Annotated in this window: 11 protein-coding genes; 2 read left to right on the forward strand and 9 right to left on the reverse strand. The window is 61.2% G+C overall.

The window, feature by feature from the left end; translation table 11 throughout:
• Positions 1 to 110: 110 nt before the first annotated feature.
• From ACOOHD_RS08890 to ACOOHD_RS08900, 3 genes are all read right to left on the reverse strand, one after another.
• Positions 111 to 1,124, reverse strand: coding sequence for an FAD:protein FMN transferase (locus tag ACOOHD_RS08890; RefSeq protein ID WP_420461216.1), 1,014 nt, complete (start codon positions 1,122 to 1,124; stop codon positions 111 to 113).
• Positions 1,125 to 1,219: 95 nt separating this feature from the next.
• A complete protein-coding gene (locus ACOOHD_RS08895; RefSeq protein WP_420461217.1) occupies positions 1,220 to 4,342 on the reverse strand; it encodes a hypothetical protein in 3,123 nt (1,040 codons plus the stop codon).
• Between the two features lie 69 nt (positions 4,343 to 4,411).
• Positions 4,412 to 5,449, reverse strand: coding sequence for a glycoside hydrolase family 43 protein (locus ACOOHD_RS08900; protein ID WP_420461218.1), 1,038 nt, complete (start codon positions 5,447 to 5,449; stop codon positions 4,412 to 4,414).
• Positions 5,450 to 5,573: 124 nt separating this feature from the next.
• Here ACOOHD_RS08900 and ACOOHD_RS08905 point away from each other — a divergent pair, with 124 nt between their 5' ends.
• On the forward strand, positions 5,574 to 7,406 hold the full coding sequence (locus ACOOHD_RS08905) for a glycoside hydrolase family 15 protein (RefSeq protein ID WP_420461219.1): 1,833 nt from the start codon (positions 5,574 to 5,576) through the stop codon (positions 7,404 to 7,406).
• A gap of 86 nt (positions 7,407 to 7,492) precedes the next feature.
• Here ACOOHD_RS08905 and ACOOHD_RS08910 read toward each other — a convergent pair whose 3' ends face one another.
• The 5 genes from ACOOHD_RS08910 to ACOOHD_RS08930 all read right to left on the reverse strand — a co-directional run bounded on the left by ACOOHD_RS08910 (position 7,493) and on the right by ACOOHD_RS08930 (position 15,019).
• Positions 7,493 to 9,331 carry an ABC transporter ATP-binding protein gene (locus ACOOHD_RS08910; RefSeq protein ID WP_420461220.1) on the reverse strand — a complete coding sequence of 613 codons (1,839 nt, stop codon included), beginning with the start codon at positions 9,329 to 9,331 and terminating at the stop codon, positions 7,493 to 7,495.
• Positions 9,332 to 9,476: 145 nt separating this feature from the next.
• Positions 9,477 to 10,121, reverse strand: a complete 645-nt coding sequence (locus tag ACOOHD_RS08915) for a carboxypeptidase-like regulatory domain-containing protein (protein ID WP_420461221.1) — start codon at positions 10,119 to 10,121, stop codon at positions 9,477 to 9,479.
• Between the two features lie 157 nt (positions 10,122 to 10,278).
• Positions 10,279 to 12,678 (reverse strand): endopeptidase La, encoded by a 2,400-nt coding sequence (lon, locus tag ACOOHD_RS08920; protein ID WP_420461222.1) that lies wholly within the window; start codon positions 12,676 to 12,678, stop codon positions 10,279 to 10,281.
• A 165-nt stretch (positions 12,679 to 12,843) separates the two neighbouring features.
• Positions 12,844 to 13,908 (reverse strand): glycosyltransferase, encoded by a 1,065-nt coding sequence (locus ACOOHD_RS08925; RefSeq protein ID WP_420461223.1) that lies wholly within the window; start codon positions 13,906 to 13,908, stop codon positions 12,844 to 12,846.
• The gene (locus ACOOHD_RS08930; RefSeq protein WP_420461224.1) at positions 13,895 to 15,019 is read right to left on the reverse strand and encodes a glycosyltransferase; all 1,125 of its coding nucleotides are present in this window, start codon (positions 15,017 to 15,019) and stop codon (positions 13,895 to 13,897) included. The genes ACOOHD_RS08925 and ACOOHD_RS08930 overlap by 14 nt, the downstream gene beginning before the upstream one ends.
• Before the next feature lie 241 nt (positions 15,020 to 15,260).
• Between ACOOHD_RS08930 and ACOOHD_RS08935 the strand changes: the two genes are divergently transcribed.
• Positions 15,261 to 16,004, forward strand: a complete 744-nt coding sequence (locus tag ACOOHD_RS08935) for an STAS/SEC14 domain-containing protein (protein ID WP_420461225.1) — start codon at positions 15,261 to 15,263, stop codon at positions 16,002 to 16,004.
• On the opposite strand, the gene ACOOHD_RS08940 is transcribed toward ACOOHD_RS08935, so the two are convergent.
• Positions 16,001 to 17,317 (reverse strand): NAD(P)/FAD-dependent oxidoreductase, encoded by a 1,317-nt coding sequence (locus ACOOHD_RS08940; protein ID WP_420461226.1) that lies wholly within the window; start codon positions 17,315 to 17,317, stop codon positions 16,001 to 16,003. The genes ACOOHD_RS08935 and ACOOHD_RS08940 overlap by 4 nt on opposite strands.
• Positions 17,318 to 17,363: the final 46 nt, after the last annotated feature.

The following is a 17,363-nucleotide window of genomic DNA, read 5'->3' on the forward strand; positions in this document are numbered from 1 at the left end:
CCGAGCGTTGCGCAGCTTCGCTCGTCCGCCGAGTATATCATCAGTAAGTATCTCGGCGGACGACCCCGCTAGGCGGGAAGTCGGCAGACGAGTAGCCACCCCTTGAGCCCCTACTCCTCAAGCCCCTCACTTCGCACCACCTCCAACTCCCCCTCAGCACCCCCCACCAAAAAGTACCCCTCCAACTCCCCGTTCCCCTCCACCAACTCCAGCGCCCCCGCCGGTCCCACCACCATACAGGCCGTCGCGAAGGCATCCGCCGTAGCACAGTCGGGCGCCAGCACACTAGCACTCAGCAGCGCGTTACGCTCCACCCGCCCCGTGCGCGGATCGATGGTATGGCTGTACTTCTCCCCCTCCACCTCGTAGAAGTTAAGGTAATTACCACTCGTGGCGATGGCCCTCCCCTGCTCCAGGGGCAAGGTACCCGCCGCGGCGAGCTCCGTAGCATTTTCCTCCGGTAGCCGGATCGCCACCGTCCACGGCTTGCCGTTCTTCGTGCCCCCGCTACGCATCTCGCCTCCGATGTCGATGAGGTGATCGGGCCGGCCGCGCTCCGTGAGCAGCGCCGATAGCAGGTCCACCCCGTAGCCCTTCGCACTCGCATTCAGGTCCAGCTGCACCCCGGGTTTCGCCTTATGCAGGAAGCCATCGTCGAAACGGATGAGGTCGAAGCCCACCTGCGCCCGCGCACTATCCCAGGCCACGCTATCCACCACGGCCGTCTTCCGCTGCTGCCCACCCCCAAACCCCCAAAACTTCACCAGTGGCGCTACCGTCGGATCGTAGGCCCCGTCCGTGGCCCGCACCACCCGCTCGGCCAGCTCCAGGTTCGGCAAAAAGTGTACCGTCCCGACCAGGCTCACCCCCGTATCGCTGCGGTTGAACCGACTGATCGTACTCTCCACTACCCACGGCGACAGCTCCAGGTTGTAGGCATCGAGCAGGCTATCCACGCTCTCCTGTAGTCCCGGCAGCACCTCGCCCAGGTAGGTGATGCGGTAGTAGCTGCCCATGGCCTCGCCGCTGAGGCGGTGGGCGGGTTGGTAGGCGTCGTTTTGGGGGCCGTTGCACCCGAGCAGCACAACAAGCAGAAGGGCGGGGACGCGGGTGCGGAGGGTCATGGAGGACGAAGGTAGTGGCGTTAGGCTATCCGCGGTACGGCTCAGTGGCCGGGCCTCTACAGCCCGGTCGCCCCGGCTGGAAGCCGGGAACCATTTTACCACCCCGGCAGCAGGTTCACCCCAAACGACCAGCTCGCGTCTTTGATCAACGGCCGCGCAAAGTAAGGCTCCACCACCAACTGACCGAACACGTTAATGCGCGTACTCACCCCGGCGGTGAAAATGGGCCGGGCCACCGGACCGAAGGCCGTACCCTCCTCCCCCTCCTGCCCGCTACCAAGCTGGCTGAAGTCGGTAAAGGCCAGGCCACCATCCACGAACAGGTTGAGGTCGCTGAAGAGAAACTTGGATTTGATCAGGGCCAGCTGCTTCGGACCGGTAAAGGGTACACGTAGCTCCACGTTGCCGATGAAGAGCTTACTACCGATGAGCTCGCTGATGTCGCGGCCGGCCCCGTCCAGGGCGGCTACGGCATCGTTGCCGTTGAGACCGCGCATGTACCAGGGGCTACCGGCGTAGAGGGGGAAGAGGTCGTTGCCCTGGGTACCGTAGCGGCCGTAGTGCAGCATACGGAAGGCCAGTGCCCCGCGGCCGAACCAGGCGTACTTGCGGTAGTCGGCATTGACGGCCGTGAAGTTAAATTCACCCAAGTATTGGTCGACGCCCAGGCGAAAGCGAGACCCGCGGATTGGTGCGGTCAGGCCGAAACTGGAATTATCCCCCACCAGGGCTACGCCGCCGTTGAGGAGCTGAAATCCGGGCTGCTCCAGGTCCTTGCGCCGTTCGGGCTGTACGCTGGCCTGAATGGGAAAGCCGGTCACGGGATTGAAATAGCGCGCGTACTCGTCTACCCGGTTGCTGAACAGGCTATAGCTCAGACTACCCTCCAGCCGCAAGTTTGTATTGAAGGGTAGGGAAGCGAAGGCACCGACCTGGTTCTGGTACAGTCGCTGGATCAGGTAGGGCGCATTGATGAGCTCGGCGTACTGCCCGTCGCCCACCTCGATGGAGTCCTGGTAGGGTTCCAGAAAACCGAAATTGCGGTAGGGTACCCGGCTCAGGCTGACGCCGTAGTTGAACCGCGTCCTGCGGTTGATCCAGGCTACGCTACCACCGAAGTCGGTGATCTCCCCGTTCAGACTCACGCCCGCAAAGAGCTGGTTGTTGCCCAGGATGTCTCCGAAGAGGAACTGCGCCCCGCCCGCCAGTCCGGTCGTCGTGCCGAAGGTCTGGTTCGTGCCTACCCCCGCACCTGCGCCCCCGCTCACGTAGTCTAGCTTGAACTTGGGTTTGTAGGGCTTGCGTACAATGTCGCTGGATGCCAGCAGTGGTTCTTTCTGCATGCCGGTCAGGAGCCGGTCCACCACTACGTCGGCCCGCTTGTTGAGCCGGGGCAGGGTCGCCGGACTCAGGTCCACACTGTCCTTATCCACCGGCCGAGCCTCCATCTTATCGACCAGCGTGCCGTAGATCTTGTAGCCCTTCTGGTTGAAGTAGGTGTACACCAGCCGGTTCTGGCTCCGGTCGATGCTCATGGCCGGCGCGTAGTGGGTGATGCCGGAGACGCCCGTAATCAGGTCCGTCAGTTGCTCCACCTGCTTCGTGACCGGGTCGTAGCGGTACACGTTGCGGAAGCCGTCGCGGTTGCTGAGGAAGTACAGCCAGCCGTCCGCACCCTCCACCGGATTGAGGTTATCGGCACCGGGGAAGACAGGCAGCTCGCGGCTCTCCAGCGTTTGCATATCCAGCGCAGCTAGGTTAAAGCGTAGGTTACCGTAGGGCCGCTCCTTGCGCTGCATGCTACGGGCGTCGGTGCTGAAGTACAGAGTGCTGCCATCGGCCGACCAGGCGGGGTGAATCTCGCTGTATACATCGTCCGTCAACTGGGTCACCCGACTGCTACGTACGTCAATGCTATAGAGGTCGGTCTGCCCGTCTACCAACCCGGACACCACGATGGAGCGCCCGTCCGGCGACCAGGCCGGGAAGCTGAAGGCGGGCAGGTCCACGGGACGGATCTCCCGCTCGACCTTCCCCCGCTCCACGTCGGCGATAATCAGAATGTTCTGCCCCTTGCTCGTAGCGGTATAGGCAAACTGCCGGCTGTCGGAGCTCCACGTACCGCTGTTTTCGATGTAGCTGAGGGCATCGACGTGGGTACCCAGGCTGGAGGTCTTGATCTTGCGGATGGTCTCCCCCGTACGGGCGTCGGCCAGGAACAAATCAATACTGAACAGATCCTGCTCCGAAAGGTAGATCAGGTACCTGCCGTCGGGACTCACCTCCGGGGCAATGTTGATGCGCCCGCCATTCTTCTCGGGGCCGATCAGCTCGGTACCCACGAAGCGGTCCGCCTTGGCCTCCCCGATCTGCTCGCCGTAGGTCTTACGCAGCGCATCCTCCCACAGGTCACTGAACTCGTCGAAGTCGTAGCCCAGCACCAGTGCCGTGGCCTTCTCCAGGCCGATCTGCGCCGTGGTACGGAAGTAAGGATTGATGATATCATCCCCTTTCAGTCCGGTCACGAAGCTCCAAAAGGCCTGTCCGTAGCGGTAGGGAAAGTAGCGGCCACTGCTGAGGTCCTTCAGGCTGGGAACGTCGTCGTTGAGCACCGCGTCACGCATCCACATGGCTGTGAAGGGGTCCACGGAGCCGATGCTGAGGTACTCGGCCAGCCCCTCGACCATCCACAGCGGCAGCTTCTGTAGGTCGCGTAGGTTGGTTGAATCGCCCCGGATGACCATATCGTACTGAAAGGCGTGCACTAGCTCGTGGCCCAGCACGTGGTGGGTCTGGGCGTTGGTCTGGGCTACGGGCAGTACCACCCGGTTCTTGAAGGCCTCGGTAACTCCGCCGGTACCCTCGCCGATGCTTCCGCTGATGGCGTTGGTCTGCTGGAAGTCCGCGTGGTTCGCGTAGATAATCATCGGGTTCTTGAAGTCGATGGTATCGCGCAGCACGTACTGGTGGTTGCGGTACCACTCCTCGCTATCGTTCAGGAAGCGCCTGAGCCACTCCTCATTGTCGATATAGGTGTAGAGCTCGAAGTGCGGCGATTCGTACACCTCGTAATCGAAGGTCTCGTAATTCGGCTTATTCTTACCGAAGGAATTAAAGCCCTGGGCGGGCAGCAACAGCGGCAGCAGAACAAGGGCGGCTACCACCGACAAAAGGCGCTGTAGCGGAATCATGGCGGCTAGATGTTTGGTAAAGGTCATTCACCCTAAAAACACCTATTGTGGCTTTTACCCCCTAAAACCAACGGCCGCCGTATGGTTAAAAATTTGTTAGGGTGTCAGTGGCTGTGCCGCTACCCCCTCATCCGTCATCACCACTTCCTTGATCGTCCCATCTGCATTAAAGTACATCCGATCAATACACGTCACCCGGTGGTCGCGCCCCTTGTTCGGGATTGGGCGGCGGTGGTAGACCATGTACCAGTCATCCGTTCCGGGTGCGTTCAGGACCGAGTGGTGACCCGCCCCGGTAGCCACGGTCGTATCCGCCTCCAGGATGGTACCGATGCGCTCGAAGGGCCCGGTGGGGCTATCCGCCATCGCGTAGGCCACGCGGTAGCTGTCGTTCGTCCAGCCGCCCTCCGACCACATGAAGTAGTAGGTGCCGCCCCGCAAGAACATAAACGGACCCTCCACGTAGCCCTCCGGCGTCACGTCGTGAAACAGCTCGCCATCCTCCCAGGGCACGAAACCGGTATAGTTGTCATTCAGTATGCCGAGATTGCACTTGCCCCAGCCGCCGTAGAAGAAGTAGTCCGTGCCGTCCGTATCCCGAAAGGCAAATTGGTCGATGGGCTGGGCATTGTGGTAAAAGGTATCGATCAGCGGCTCGCCCAGGTGATCGACGTAGGGCCCCGCCGGATCGTCGGCCACCGCCACCCCGATGCCCCCGTAGTGGTTGATGTCGTTGTCGGGATCGTAGCAGCAGGTGCGCGACGGCCGCTGCACGTCATTACCGCCAAAGAACAGGAAGTAGCGCCCGTCCTTTTCGATAACCGCCGGGGCCCACATGGCCTGCCGCACCCACTTCACGATACTCGTATCCAGCACCCGCTCGTGCTTCGTCCAGTTCACCAAATCAGGCGAGGAGAAGGCATCCAGAAACAGCTGGTCCTCGAAGGCCGCCGAGTAGGTCGGAAAGATCCAGTACTGCCCGTCGAGCACCGCCACCTCGGGGTCGGCGTACCAACCCTCCCAGAGCGGATTTCCGGACATGGTGGGCGGGGCAGGCGTCGTCCGGGGGGCGCGCCCGCAGGTGCAGAGTAAGACGATAAGAGAAATACTGGCTAGTAGTATCCGATGGGTCATACCACAATAATACTAAAAGGGAGGACCTCGAAGCGTCCTTTGCGCGCAAGCGCTTAGGACCTTTGAGCGTCCGTATCCCCTCCAATTGCAAACCACCTTCCCTATTATACCGTTCGCACAGACAATGACCGCCACCTCCAATCCCACCGCCGACCCCACCCGCCAGTTCTCTCCCGCCTACGAGGGCCGCTACCTGCCCATTGCCGAGTACGGCATCATTGGCAACCTGCACACCACGGCCCTGGTGAGCGTGACGGGGAGCATCGACTTTATGTGCCTGCCACGCTTCGACTCCCCCACGGTGTTCGGGCGGCTGCTGGACGCGGACAAGGGGGGCTTCTTTAGCTTCGAGTGCCTCGCTGAGGATACTAAAAATAAACAGCTCTACCTGCCGGGCACCAATATCCTCATCACCCGCTTTTTGAGCGAGGACGGTATTGCCGAGCTGACCGACTTCATGCCCATCGTCGACGAGGAGCTCGACTTCGCGGTCTTTCGGCGGCTCAAGGGGGTCTATGGCCACCACCGGGTACGGTTGGACCTGCGGCCCCGGTATGGGTACGGAAAGCGCGGTTGTATTGCCGAGAAAAACGCTGCGGGGCGGGGCTACCTCCTCCGCGACCCCGGGGGAGAGCAGCCTACCATGCTGCTGCTGACCGACCTGGAAATGGACATCAGCGACGATGGCCTCAGCGCCACCATCGACCTGCGGCAGGGGGATAACATCGATTTTATCCTTACCCTTAACGAGGGTGTCGATTTCGACCTGGACTGGATGCACTGCTTCACCTCCTGCCGTAAGTACTGGACCACCTGGTCGCGCAAGTGCACCTACGACGGCTTCTGGAAGGAGCCGGTACTGCGCTCCGTGCTGGCCCTGAAGCTCCTCACCTCGGCCCGCTACGGCAGCACTATCGCCGCGGCCACCTTCGGACTACCCGAAAAGATGGGTGGCTCGCGCAACTGGGACTACCGCTACACCTGGATCCGCGACTCGGCCTTCACGATGTACGCCTTTCTGCGCCTCGGCTACCGCAAAGAGGCAGAGGGCTTCATGGACTGGATCCGCGAAAAGTGTGTCGACTGTCTGCAACTTATGTACGCCGTGGACGGGCAGACCGAGCTTCCCGAAAGCGAACTCGATCACCTGGAGGGGTACCGGGGCAGCCAGCCGGTACGCATCGGCAATGCCGCCTCCAAACAGAAGCAGATGGACATCTACGGCGAACTCATCGATACCATCTACCTCTACAACCAGGCCGGCGGCAGCGTCACCCACGACTTCTGGACCTCCATCACCGCCCTGGTCGACTACGTCATCGAGCACTGGAAGGACGAGGATCACGGTATCTGGGAGGTGCGCAGCGGCAAGGAACGCTTTCTCCACTCGGCCGTCTGCTGCTGGGTGGCCATCGACCGGGCCATGAAGATCGCCGAGGACCGCAGCCTACCCTGCCCCATGGGCAAGTGGCGCGAGGTGCGCGACGACATCTACAAGGACATCTACTACAACTTCTGGAACGAGGAGATCCAGGCCTACGTGCAATTCAAGGGCAGCGATACGGTCGACGCCGCCGCCCTGCTCATGCCGCTGCTGCGCTTCGTATCCAGCAAGGAGCCCCGCTGGCTCAAGACCTTCAAGGCCATCGAGGAGAAGCTCTCCGCCGACGTCCTCATCTTCCGCTACAAGCAGGAGCACGGGGCCACCGATGGCCTGGACGGCGACGAGGGGGCCTTCGCCATCTGCTCCTTCTGGTACGTCGAGTGCCTGGCCCGCATCGGTCACGTCGACAAGGCCACCGTCGTCTTCGAGAAAATGCTAGGCTACGCCAACCACCTCGGACTGATGAGCGAGGAGATCGGCCTGCACGGGGAGCAATTGGGAAACTTTCCGCAGGCGTTCTCGCATTTGAGTTTGATCTCTGCTGCGTTTCAGATCGACAAGAAAAATCGGTAGACCCTACGGGGTAGAGGCTACGCCGTAGACCACAAGGGGTAGACCGCTGTCGCGGTTAGATGTGACGCCTCTACCCGCAAAGCGGTCTACTTATACCCGGCGGCTTGCAACTCAAACAACTCCGCATACCGCCCCCCCAACTCGAGCAGTTCCTCATGGCTCCCCTCCTCCACCAGTCCACCGTACTCCAGGAAGAGGATGTGATCGGCCATGCGCACGGTGCTGAAGCGGTGGGAGATGAGCACGGCCGTCTTGCCCTCGATGAGCGCCGTGAAACGCTGGAAGACCTCGTACTCCGCCCGCGCATCCAGGGCACTAGTGGGTTCATCGAGGATGAGGAGCTGGGCATCGCGCATGTAGGCACGGGCTAGGGCGATCTTTTGCCACTGTCCGCCGCTTAGATCTACTGCACCTGCGAACCTCCGCCCCAGTAATTGATCGTAACCGTCGGCCAGTCCGCTGACGACCTCCTGGGCCAGGGACTTGCGGGCGCTGTCCTCGATGCGGTCCTGGTTGGTCTCCTGCTCGATGCGGCCTACGGCGATGTTCTCGCGGGCGGTGAGCTGGTAGCGGAAGAAGTCCTGGAAGATGACCCCAACGTTGTCGCGCAGGCTAGTGAGCTCGTACTCGCGCAGGTCGCGGCCGTCTAGCAGGATGCGGCCCTCGCTGGGTTCATAGAGGCGGGCCAGGAGCTTGACCAGGGTGGTCTTGCCGGCACCGTTTTCACCGACCAAGGCGATCTTCTGGCCTACGGGGAGCTTAAAGGAGAGGTTCTTGATCGCGTACTGCTCGCTGTTTGGGTAGGCGAAACTGACGTTGTCGAACTCCCAGCCCTGATGGATCTGCCGAGGAAAGGGGATAGCGTCGGATTTATCGGCGATGAGAGGTTTGATCTTGAAGAAGTCGAAGAGGTCCTGGAGGTAGAGCGCATTCTCACCGATGCTGGAGAAGCGGGATAGGATGGTTTGGAGGCCCGTCTGCATACGCTGAAAGGCCCCGGAGAGGAAGGTCAGTGAGCCCACCGTGATGACCCCGTTGATGGTCTGAATGATGATGAGCACGTAGGCGCCGTAGTAGGTCAGTGAGCTAATGGCCGAGAAGAAGGCCCCCCAGGTAGCCCGCTTGACGGCTAGCGTCCGGTTGGCGTAGTAGTACTTCATCGATAGGCTGTGGAAGCGGTTGGTGATGAAGTCGGCCAGGCCGAAGATCTTTACCTCCTTGGCCGTGATGTCACTGGCCCCGATGTAGCGCAGGTAATCGAGCTCGCGCCGCTCCGGCGTCCAGCTGCGCGTGAGGCTGTAGACCTGCTGGTTGAAGTAGTTTTCCTGGATGAAACTGGGGATCACAGCCACCACCAGTAGCAGGATTAGCCAGGGGTTGAAAGCTGCCACGCTCACGCCCAGTACGACCAGGGTCACGATACTCTGAAACTGGCCCAGCAGCTGCGACATCAGCGTAGACCGACTGGTCGTCTGCCGCCGCGCCCGCTCCATCTTGTCGTAGAACTCGGAGTCCTCGAAGTGGTAAAGGTCCAGCGTAGCGGCGTGCCGCATCAGGTCTACGCTCGTCTGGTTGGTGTATAGGTCTCCCAGCAGGCTATCGACGAGGCTGATGCCGCGGCTCAGCAGATCGGAGGTCAGGGCCAGCACCAGTTCCAGGCCCACCATCTGCCACAGAAAGGTGGTGTCACCGGCACCGTCGATGAGCAGCAGTACCTCATCGATAATGAGCTTACCTACGTAAAGGATGGCCGTTGGCAGGGCCGCCTGCAATACCCGCAGCACGATGTTGGTGATCGTCAGCGGCGGACTGGTTCGGTAGATTAACTTGAAAAAGGGGGGAAGATTGCGGAGGGCGGAGAGCTGGTCGCGCCAGGTTCTTTCCTCCTCTGCGTTGGGGGTTCCGCCCCTTCTGCCTAATGCCATAGACAAGAAACGCGCTTAGCTCGTCTTCGGCTCAATGGGAGTAGACCCCGTTGGGGGTAGACCCCTCGCTGGCGCGTTCGGGGGTAGACCGCTGCGCGGGTAGAGGCGACCCATCTAACCGCGATAGCGGTCTACCCCTTGCGGTCTAATCTTTCTTTTTAAAGTCCCCCCGCTTCCACCCATCAAAGAACTGCTTCCAGGCCACCGGACTGAAAATATTCATCGGTGGGCGCTGCCCAATGTAGTAGGTCTGCCGCGCCTGTTGACGGAGGTAGTAGCTACCGTTCTCGGCACCGGAGCGGGGCACGGTCTCGGCCAGACGTTCGAGCTTATCGGCCGATAGGTTCTCGGTGGCGCGGCTCTGGAGCTCGGGGGTCACGTCCATGGCTAAAAATTCCAACTTGAAGTGATCGCGACTGGGCCAGGGGAAGACCACGGCCTCGGGCAGATCGATGGCGTTATAGGTCATAAGTTGCACCAGGCTGTACTTATCATCCTCCAGGGCGGGGTCGATCACGAACTCTACATCATCGTAACCCAGCGCACTGAAGAGAATAGTATCCCCCTTATGCGCCACGATGCTGAAGAAGCCTTCCAGATTGGCGTAGGTACCCCGGCCGTCGTTCTTGATCAGTACGGTCGCATAGGGCACGGGTTGCAGTTGGCTATTCGTGCCATCCAGCACCATGCCCGAGAACTGTACCAGTGGCTCGCCGTACTGGTCTACGAGCTGGGCCCGGGCCGTGGTCACAAGACCGAACGCAAGGAAAAACAGGAGAAAATACTTCATAGGGCACACATACTCTTACGTAAGGACAAAGTAACGGCCTTCGTGGTTGGCTTGTCGTTCGCCGAGTTGCCGCGTAGCGGGCCCGTCTGCCGACTTACTCAAGGTATCCCTTACTCCTTAACTCCCTTACCCCTTAACTCCTTAACTCCCTCACCCCTTAACTCCTTCCCCCCTCCAAAGCCAGCTCTACCACCTCCAGCATAGTCTCCACGTACCTCACCTCCACCCCCTTCAAGTACCGGGGCTCGATCTCGCGCACGTGCCGCTCATTGGCCGCGCTGAGCAGAATGGTCTTCATACCCGCCCGCCGCGCCGCCAGCAGCTTTTCCTTGATGCCCCCCACCGGCAGTACTCGGCCCCGCAGGGTAATCTCCCCCGACATAGCCAGGTAGGGCTTCACCGGCCGGTCGGTATAGGCGCTGGCCATGGCGGTAAGCATGGTGATGCCGGCACTGGGTCCGTCCTTGGGCGTAGCGCCCTCGGGCACGTGGATGTGTAGGTCCTGCGTCTTGAGCGCCTCCTGGTCGATGCCTAGGGCTTCGGCGTTGGCCTTGAGGTAGGAGCGGGCCGTGGTGGCGCTTTCCTTCATGACGCTACCGAGGTTGCCGGTCTGCTGGAGGCCGCCCTTGCCCGGACTCAGGCTCGCCTCCACGAACAGAATCTCGCCCCCCACCTGCGTCCAGGCCATGCCGATGGCGATGCCCGACTGCCGGCCCACCCGGTAGGGCTCCCGCTCGAAGGGGCGCGGACCCAGCACGTCCTCCAGCATCTCCTTCGTAAAACTAACCCGCTCGGCCCCCTCCATGGCGACCTCCTTGGCGGCGTGGCGCATCAGGCCGGCCAGCTGGCGGTCCAGGGCGCGCACGCCACTCTCGCGGGTGTAGCCCTCGACAACCTCGCGCAGTACCGTCACCGATACCTTGACCTGCTTGCTCTTAAGCCCGTGGGCCTCGCGCTGCTTGGGAATGAGGTGGCGGCGGGCGATCTCCAGCTTCTCCTCGCTGGAGTAGCCGGCCAGGCGGATGACCTCCATGCGGTCGCGCAGCGCGGGCTGCACCGTCTGCATACTATTGGCCGTGGCGATGAAGAGCACCTTGCTCAAGTCGACGTCCAGGTCGAGGTAGTTGTCGTGGAAGGTGGTGTTCTGCTCCGGGTCGAGCACCTCCAATAGGGCCGAGGAGGGATCGCCGCGGTGGCTCTGCCCGATCTTGTCGATCTCGTCGAGGATAAATACCGGGTTAGACGAGCCGACCTTACGTAGCGACTGTACGATCCGGCCCGGCATGGCGCCGATGTAGGTCTTGCGGTGGCCTCTGATCTCGCTCTCGTCGTGCAAGCCCCCCAGACTGATACGTACGAATTTACGACCTAGCGCATGCGCGATACTCTTGCCCAGACTGGTCTTACCCACTCCCGGAGGACCCAGCAGCAGCAGGATCGGCGCCTTCATATCCCCCTTCAGCTTCAGCACGGCTAGGTGGCCCAGGATGCGGTCCTTCACCTTCTCTAGGCCGTAGTGGTCATCGTCGAGCACCTTGGCGACGCTCTTCAGGTCGAAGTTGTCCTCGGTGTACTCCTGCCAGGGTAGGTCGAGTAACATTTCCAGGTAGCTCAGTTGCACGCTGAACTCGGCCACCTGGGGGTTCATACGGCGTAGGCGTACGAGCTCGCGGGCGAAGGTCTTGGCTACCTCCTCCGGCCACTGCTTTTTCTCGGCCCGGGCCTCCAGCTCCCCGATCTGCTGGTCGTTGGGATTTTCGCCGAGCTCGTCCTGGATGGCCTTCATCTGCTGGTTCAGAAAGTACTGCCGCTGCTGCTGCTCGATATCGCCGCGGGTCTTGTTCTCGATCTGGTCACGCAGCTCTAGGATGCGTAGTTCGCGCTGTAGGTCCACCAGTACCCGCTCGGCCTTCACACCCAGGTCGTTGATCTCCAGGATTTCCTGCTTCGTCTGTACCTCCCCATTGAGGTTACTGGCGATGAAGTTGAGCAGCTGGCTCGGCCGGTTGATGTTGTCGAGCATCACGCGGGCCTCGGTGGGGATATTCGGACTCAGCTCTACGGCCCGGGCGGCAATGTGGCGTACGGTGTCAATGGTCGCCTCATAGGTCATTGCCTCTTCTGACTCGGCGTAGCTCATAGGCTCGATCGTCCCCTCCATGTAGGGTGTCTCGGCGGTGATGCTAGTGCGACGTACCCGCTGGCCGCCACGCAGTACGGCCGTAAGGCTCCCATCGGGCATCCGCAGCATCTTCAGGATCCGGGCCAGGGTGCCCACCTCGTAGAGGTCCTTTACCTCGGGCTCCTCCACGTTCAGGTCGCGCTGGGAGAAGACGGCGATGAGCTTATTGGTCCCTACCGCCTTATGGATCGCGGCAATGCTCCGGTCCCGCCCGATGTTGATCGGCGTGACGATAGTCGGAAACAACACCGCGTTCTTCAGCGCTAGGATCGGGATGGGGCTCGGCGTATTGCCGTCCACCAGCTCCTCGTCGCCGTCTTCCAGGCCGATAAAGGGCAGCAGTTCCTGTTCGTCGTCAAATCCTCGGTTATCCATTCGGTGGTGCAGTTGGGGGGCGCGACCGGCAAAGGTAGGGGAGGATTTACGATTTACAATTTACGACGTACAATTTACGATTTGGCTACCGCACGGGATAGGTGGCAAGCCGAGGTAGGCGGCAACAAGCAGGCCGCGGCCGCAGGTGCAACTCAACTCGCAGGGCTACCCCAGCGCAAACCGCTCCGACAACGCTGGCAGCCCGTCCCAACCCCCTACGTCCATATTCCTAGCTTCTTCCAGCAGCCCAGCCCACTCCTCCGGCTTTATATCCTCCGGCACGATCCGCGTCAACCCCAGCCGCTGCAACGCCTCCATCTTACACCGCTGCTCGCCGAAGGGGCGCTCTTCCGGCATGCTGAGGAAGGGGACGCGGGCGGCGCCTACCTCCATCATCGTATTGGTGCCACCGCTGCCCATGACCACATCAGCAGCCTTTAGGTAGAGGTACGTATCGGAAACAAAGCCGATGTAACGCAGATTAGGGGGAGTAGGATCGTGGAACACCCCTACCCTACCTACGAGGAGGAACAGCCAGCCGGGAGTGGCGTGGGCTACCTCCCACCACTTACCTTGCACCTGCGCCCCCCCGCCCACTCCATTTACAACTGTCACGACGGGCTGTACCGCGGAAAGTCGGAGCTGCTGTCGGCACTGCGCTTTGGTCTCCTTTCGGTGATCGTAGCGGCTGAAGGTGCCCAGATAGGTGGTCTTTTCGCGTACCCAATTGGGAGTATGGGCGTCTTCGAGCTGGGGAGGAAAGGGGGCCAGGAGGTGATCGGCGAGGCGAAAAGCGGCGGTGTGGGCCGGATCGTCGCGGTGGCCATGCAGGCGGACCAGAGCTGTACGGCAGCCACACAGACGCACAAACAGCGCGATCTCTACCGATAGGTCGACGATGAAAAGTGCGGGGCGGTGTTCAGCGATCCAATCGGCGATGATGGCCATCCGCTGCTGCAAGCCGGGTAGATCGACGGGGGCGTAGTGTAGCACCTGATCCTGTAGCAGGTCCCTGGTCGGATCGCGGTCGGGACTTACGTCGGGAGGAAGAATGTGGAGCTTACTGGCCGTCCAGTCGCGAAAGGATTCTGGGGCGGAGGTGAAGACGTGCAGGGGGGCGTCGGTAGCCCAGCGCTCGGTGAGCAGGCGGGTACGGTTGGCGTGGCCCCGGCCGTGGTGGTGGACGTAGAAGGCGACCGGACGGGCGGGGGGCGAACTAGGCGACGACACCGATCGAGCCGCGCAGAACGGGAGTGACGGTGGGCAGCGTGGGCACCTGCGGTACCAACTTCTGGTACAGCCGCTCATAGTCGGAAATCATACGGCCGATGGGAAAGTGAGACTCGGCCCGGCGGCGGCAGGCGGCCCGGTCGAGGGCGGCGGCCCGGGGCATGGCGGCGGCCATGGCGGCTACGTCACGCTTCGGGACGATGATGCCACAACTGTCGTCGAGAATCTCCCCGGCAGCTCCGCTGTCGAAGGATACTACGGGAGTGCCGCAGGCGAGCATTTCGGGGAGGACTAGTCCGAAGGGCTCGTCCCAGGTAGAGGTGAATAGGCCCACGGCGGCCCGGCCGGCCTCGCGGCAGATATCGCGGTGGTCGAGGTGGCCGATGTACGTTATGTCTTCATCGAGGCGGGGGGCAATCTCGCGGTCGAAGTAGGCTTGGTCGTAGATACTACCGGCCAGGCGCAGTTTATAGCCGGCCTGCTTGACGGCCTGGATGGCGTACTCCGGACCCTTCTCGGGGCAGAGGCGGCCGTACCAGAAGGCGGTACCGGGGATGCCGGCGGTGGAGGTATGCCACCGATCGACCTGGATGCCGTTGTGGATGATCTTGCAGTGGGTAATGTCGGCGGCCCACTGCTGGGCGGTGCTCTGACTCACGGCTACGAACTGGTTGCCGAGATAAGGTCGGGCCAGGATCACGCCGCTCTGGAGGGAGGGGAAGGGTGGGCAGTGCAGGGTGGTCACCATGGGGCAGCCTAGGGTGTGGGCTAGCGACAGCGGCAGGAAGTGCAGGCTATTGTTGTGCACGATGTCGAAGTCGCCGCGCTGTATGGTCGTCACCACCTCCATGTAGGCGTGGAACTTGTTGACGAACTCGAGACCAAAGCCGGGCTCCTGCTGAAACAGATCGACCGCGCCCTCTTTTTCCACGGCGTTCAGGGTAGGCTCGATGATCTGAAAACTAGGATCGGAGGCGCTCAGAGCAAATAAGGTAACCTCGTGACCGCGGGCCATCAGCTCCTGGGTCAGGCAGTGGGTGTGCATCTCCAGTCCGCCGTGGAAGGGTTCGGCAATGGGAAACTTCAGGTGGGCGATGAGGGCAATCTTCATCCGATTTAGGAAGCTGGTTGGACGTAGCGGCGGATTGACTCGGTCATCCAGAACCGCCACTCTACCGAGGTTCAGGAAAAATTCGTGTCTCATTGCCCAACTCCGGTTTTCCGAATCAGGTTTTTGTTTTACCGCCTTTTAAAACAAATCGTGGTCAGACTAGTGGGCTGGTTCGTCGATTAATTTACTGGCGCTTAATCCTTTCGGTAGCCCCTCTGGTTGTTTCCACAAACACGCGTTCATGGTCACCATCTTCCCTCTTTCCCAGGACAACATGCTCGGCTTCACCCTCGACGGCGAGGTGGACGAGCCCGGCATGCGCAAGCTTCTCATGGCCGTCGAGGCCAAGGTGGTCACCCACGGCAAGGTCCGCCTACTGGGCAACATCAAGAACGTCGGCGGATTTGCCAGCTACCAAGCCTTTTGGAATACCGTCAAGGCTAAGCGCGAGCTCTGGGAGAAGATCGAGAAGTACGCCATCCTCACCGATCACGGTTGGCTCTCCACCCTGAGCGGCGGCATTGATTTTCTGACCCCCCGTATGGAGGTAAAGACCTTCGCCCTCAATGAGGGCGAGCTCGCCCACCGCTGGCTCACGCAGGATACCGAAGCCCCCACCACCTCCGAGGGCGTCAGGGTCGTCGACCTGGCCAACGAACGCCTACTGGGCCTGGCCATCGTCGGCAAGCTCTACCCCGTCGACTACGATCGCATCAACGTGCTGGTCGAGGAGAAGGTCCGCCACCACGGCAAGGCCCGCCTGCTGATCGAGGTCGTCAGCACCGAAGCCCTCAGCATCCGTACCCTCTGGGAGGATCTCAAGGCCAGCATGAAGCTGTACAAAGATTTGGAGCGGGTAGCCATCATCGGCGACCAGTCGTGGCTCAAGACGAGCGTGAAGCTAAGCGATCTGCTTACGCCCGGACTGGAGCTGGCCGCCTTTTCCTCTACGGAGCACCAGCGGGCTATCGCCTGGCTCGATTAGCTTATACTAGCATCCGTACCGTGCCGCGGCCGAATAATCAGCCGCAAACTCTGGTTGTAATTGATGTAATTGTACAGCCAGTTCAGGAAGACGAATAGCTTGTTGCGGGTGCCCAGGATGGCAAAGAGGTGCACCAGCAGCCAGGTCAACCAGGCCAGTACCCCACCGAAGTGCAGGTTGGGCTTCGGGATGTCGACCACCGCCCGCGCCCGACCGATCGTGGCCATACTCCCCTTATCGTGGTAATGGAAGGGCTCCCACGCTTCCCGCCGCTCGTGCCGGAAGCGGAGGTTCTTCGCTAGGTGCTCCCCCATCTGGATGGCTACCTGGGCCACCTGCGGGTGCCCCTTCGGAAAGTCGGGCTCCTCCATATACGCTACGTCGCCGATGGCGTAGACGCAGTCGGTGCCCTTGACGCGGTTGAAGCGGTCCACATTCAGGCGGTTGCCGTGGGTGATGGCTTCCTCAGGCAGTCCGGGAATGGGCATACCCTTGACGCCGGCGGCCCAGATCACCTTCTGCGTGGCGATGGTGCGTCCGTCCTGTAGCGTCACCGTACTGCCATCGAAGGCCGTAACCCGGTTATTCAGGATCACTTTCACCCCCAGCTCCTCCAGGTACTTCAGGGCCTTTTCGCTGCTGTTGGCACTCATGCCCTTGAGGAGCACATCGCCGGATTGCACGAGGTAAATGTCCACTTCTTCTTCCACATGTAGTTCGGGATAGTCCTTAGGGAGCACGTGGGTTTTCATCTCGGCCAGGGAGCCGGCTAGTTCTACCCCCGTAGCGCCGCCGCCCACGATGACGATATCGACCAGTTCCTGCCGGTCCTGGTAGGAGGGGGTGGTCAGGGCGTCCTCATAGTCATCCAGGATAGAGTTGCGTAGGTACAGCGCCTCGGAGACCGACTTCATGGGCAGGGTGAGCCGTTCCAGGTCCTTGTTGCCGTAGTAGTTGGTATCGGCACCGGTGGCTACGACTAGGTGATCGTAGTTACAGTGGCCGAGGGGCGTCTGAATTTGCTTAGCCCGCGTATTTACGTGCGTCACCTCCGCCATGCGGATGTACATATTCTCCCGCCCCTGGAACAGCTTGCGGAAGGGAAACACGATGCTACTCGGCTCCAGTCCTGCCATCGCCACCTGGTAAAATAGCGGCTGAAACTGGTGGTAGTTGTTGCGATCGATCAGCACCACCTGAAAATCGGCCTTCACTAGCTTGCGCGCCAGCTGTAGTCCGCCAAAGCCACCCCCCACAATGACCACGCGCTCCAGCTCACTCTCCGGGATGTTGATTATCGTCGTTGGGTCCATAGCTAGAGTAAGCCATTCTTCTCTTTAAGGTTCGCGGGCGGGGCCG

This window comes from Neolewinella sp. (genome assembly GCF_965214665.1).
Classification (GTDB): Bacteria; Bacteroidota; Bacteroidia; order Chitinophagales; family Saprospiraceae; genus Neolewinella.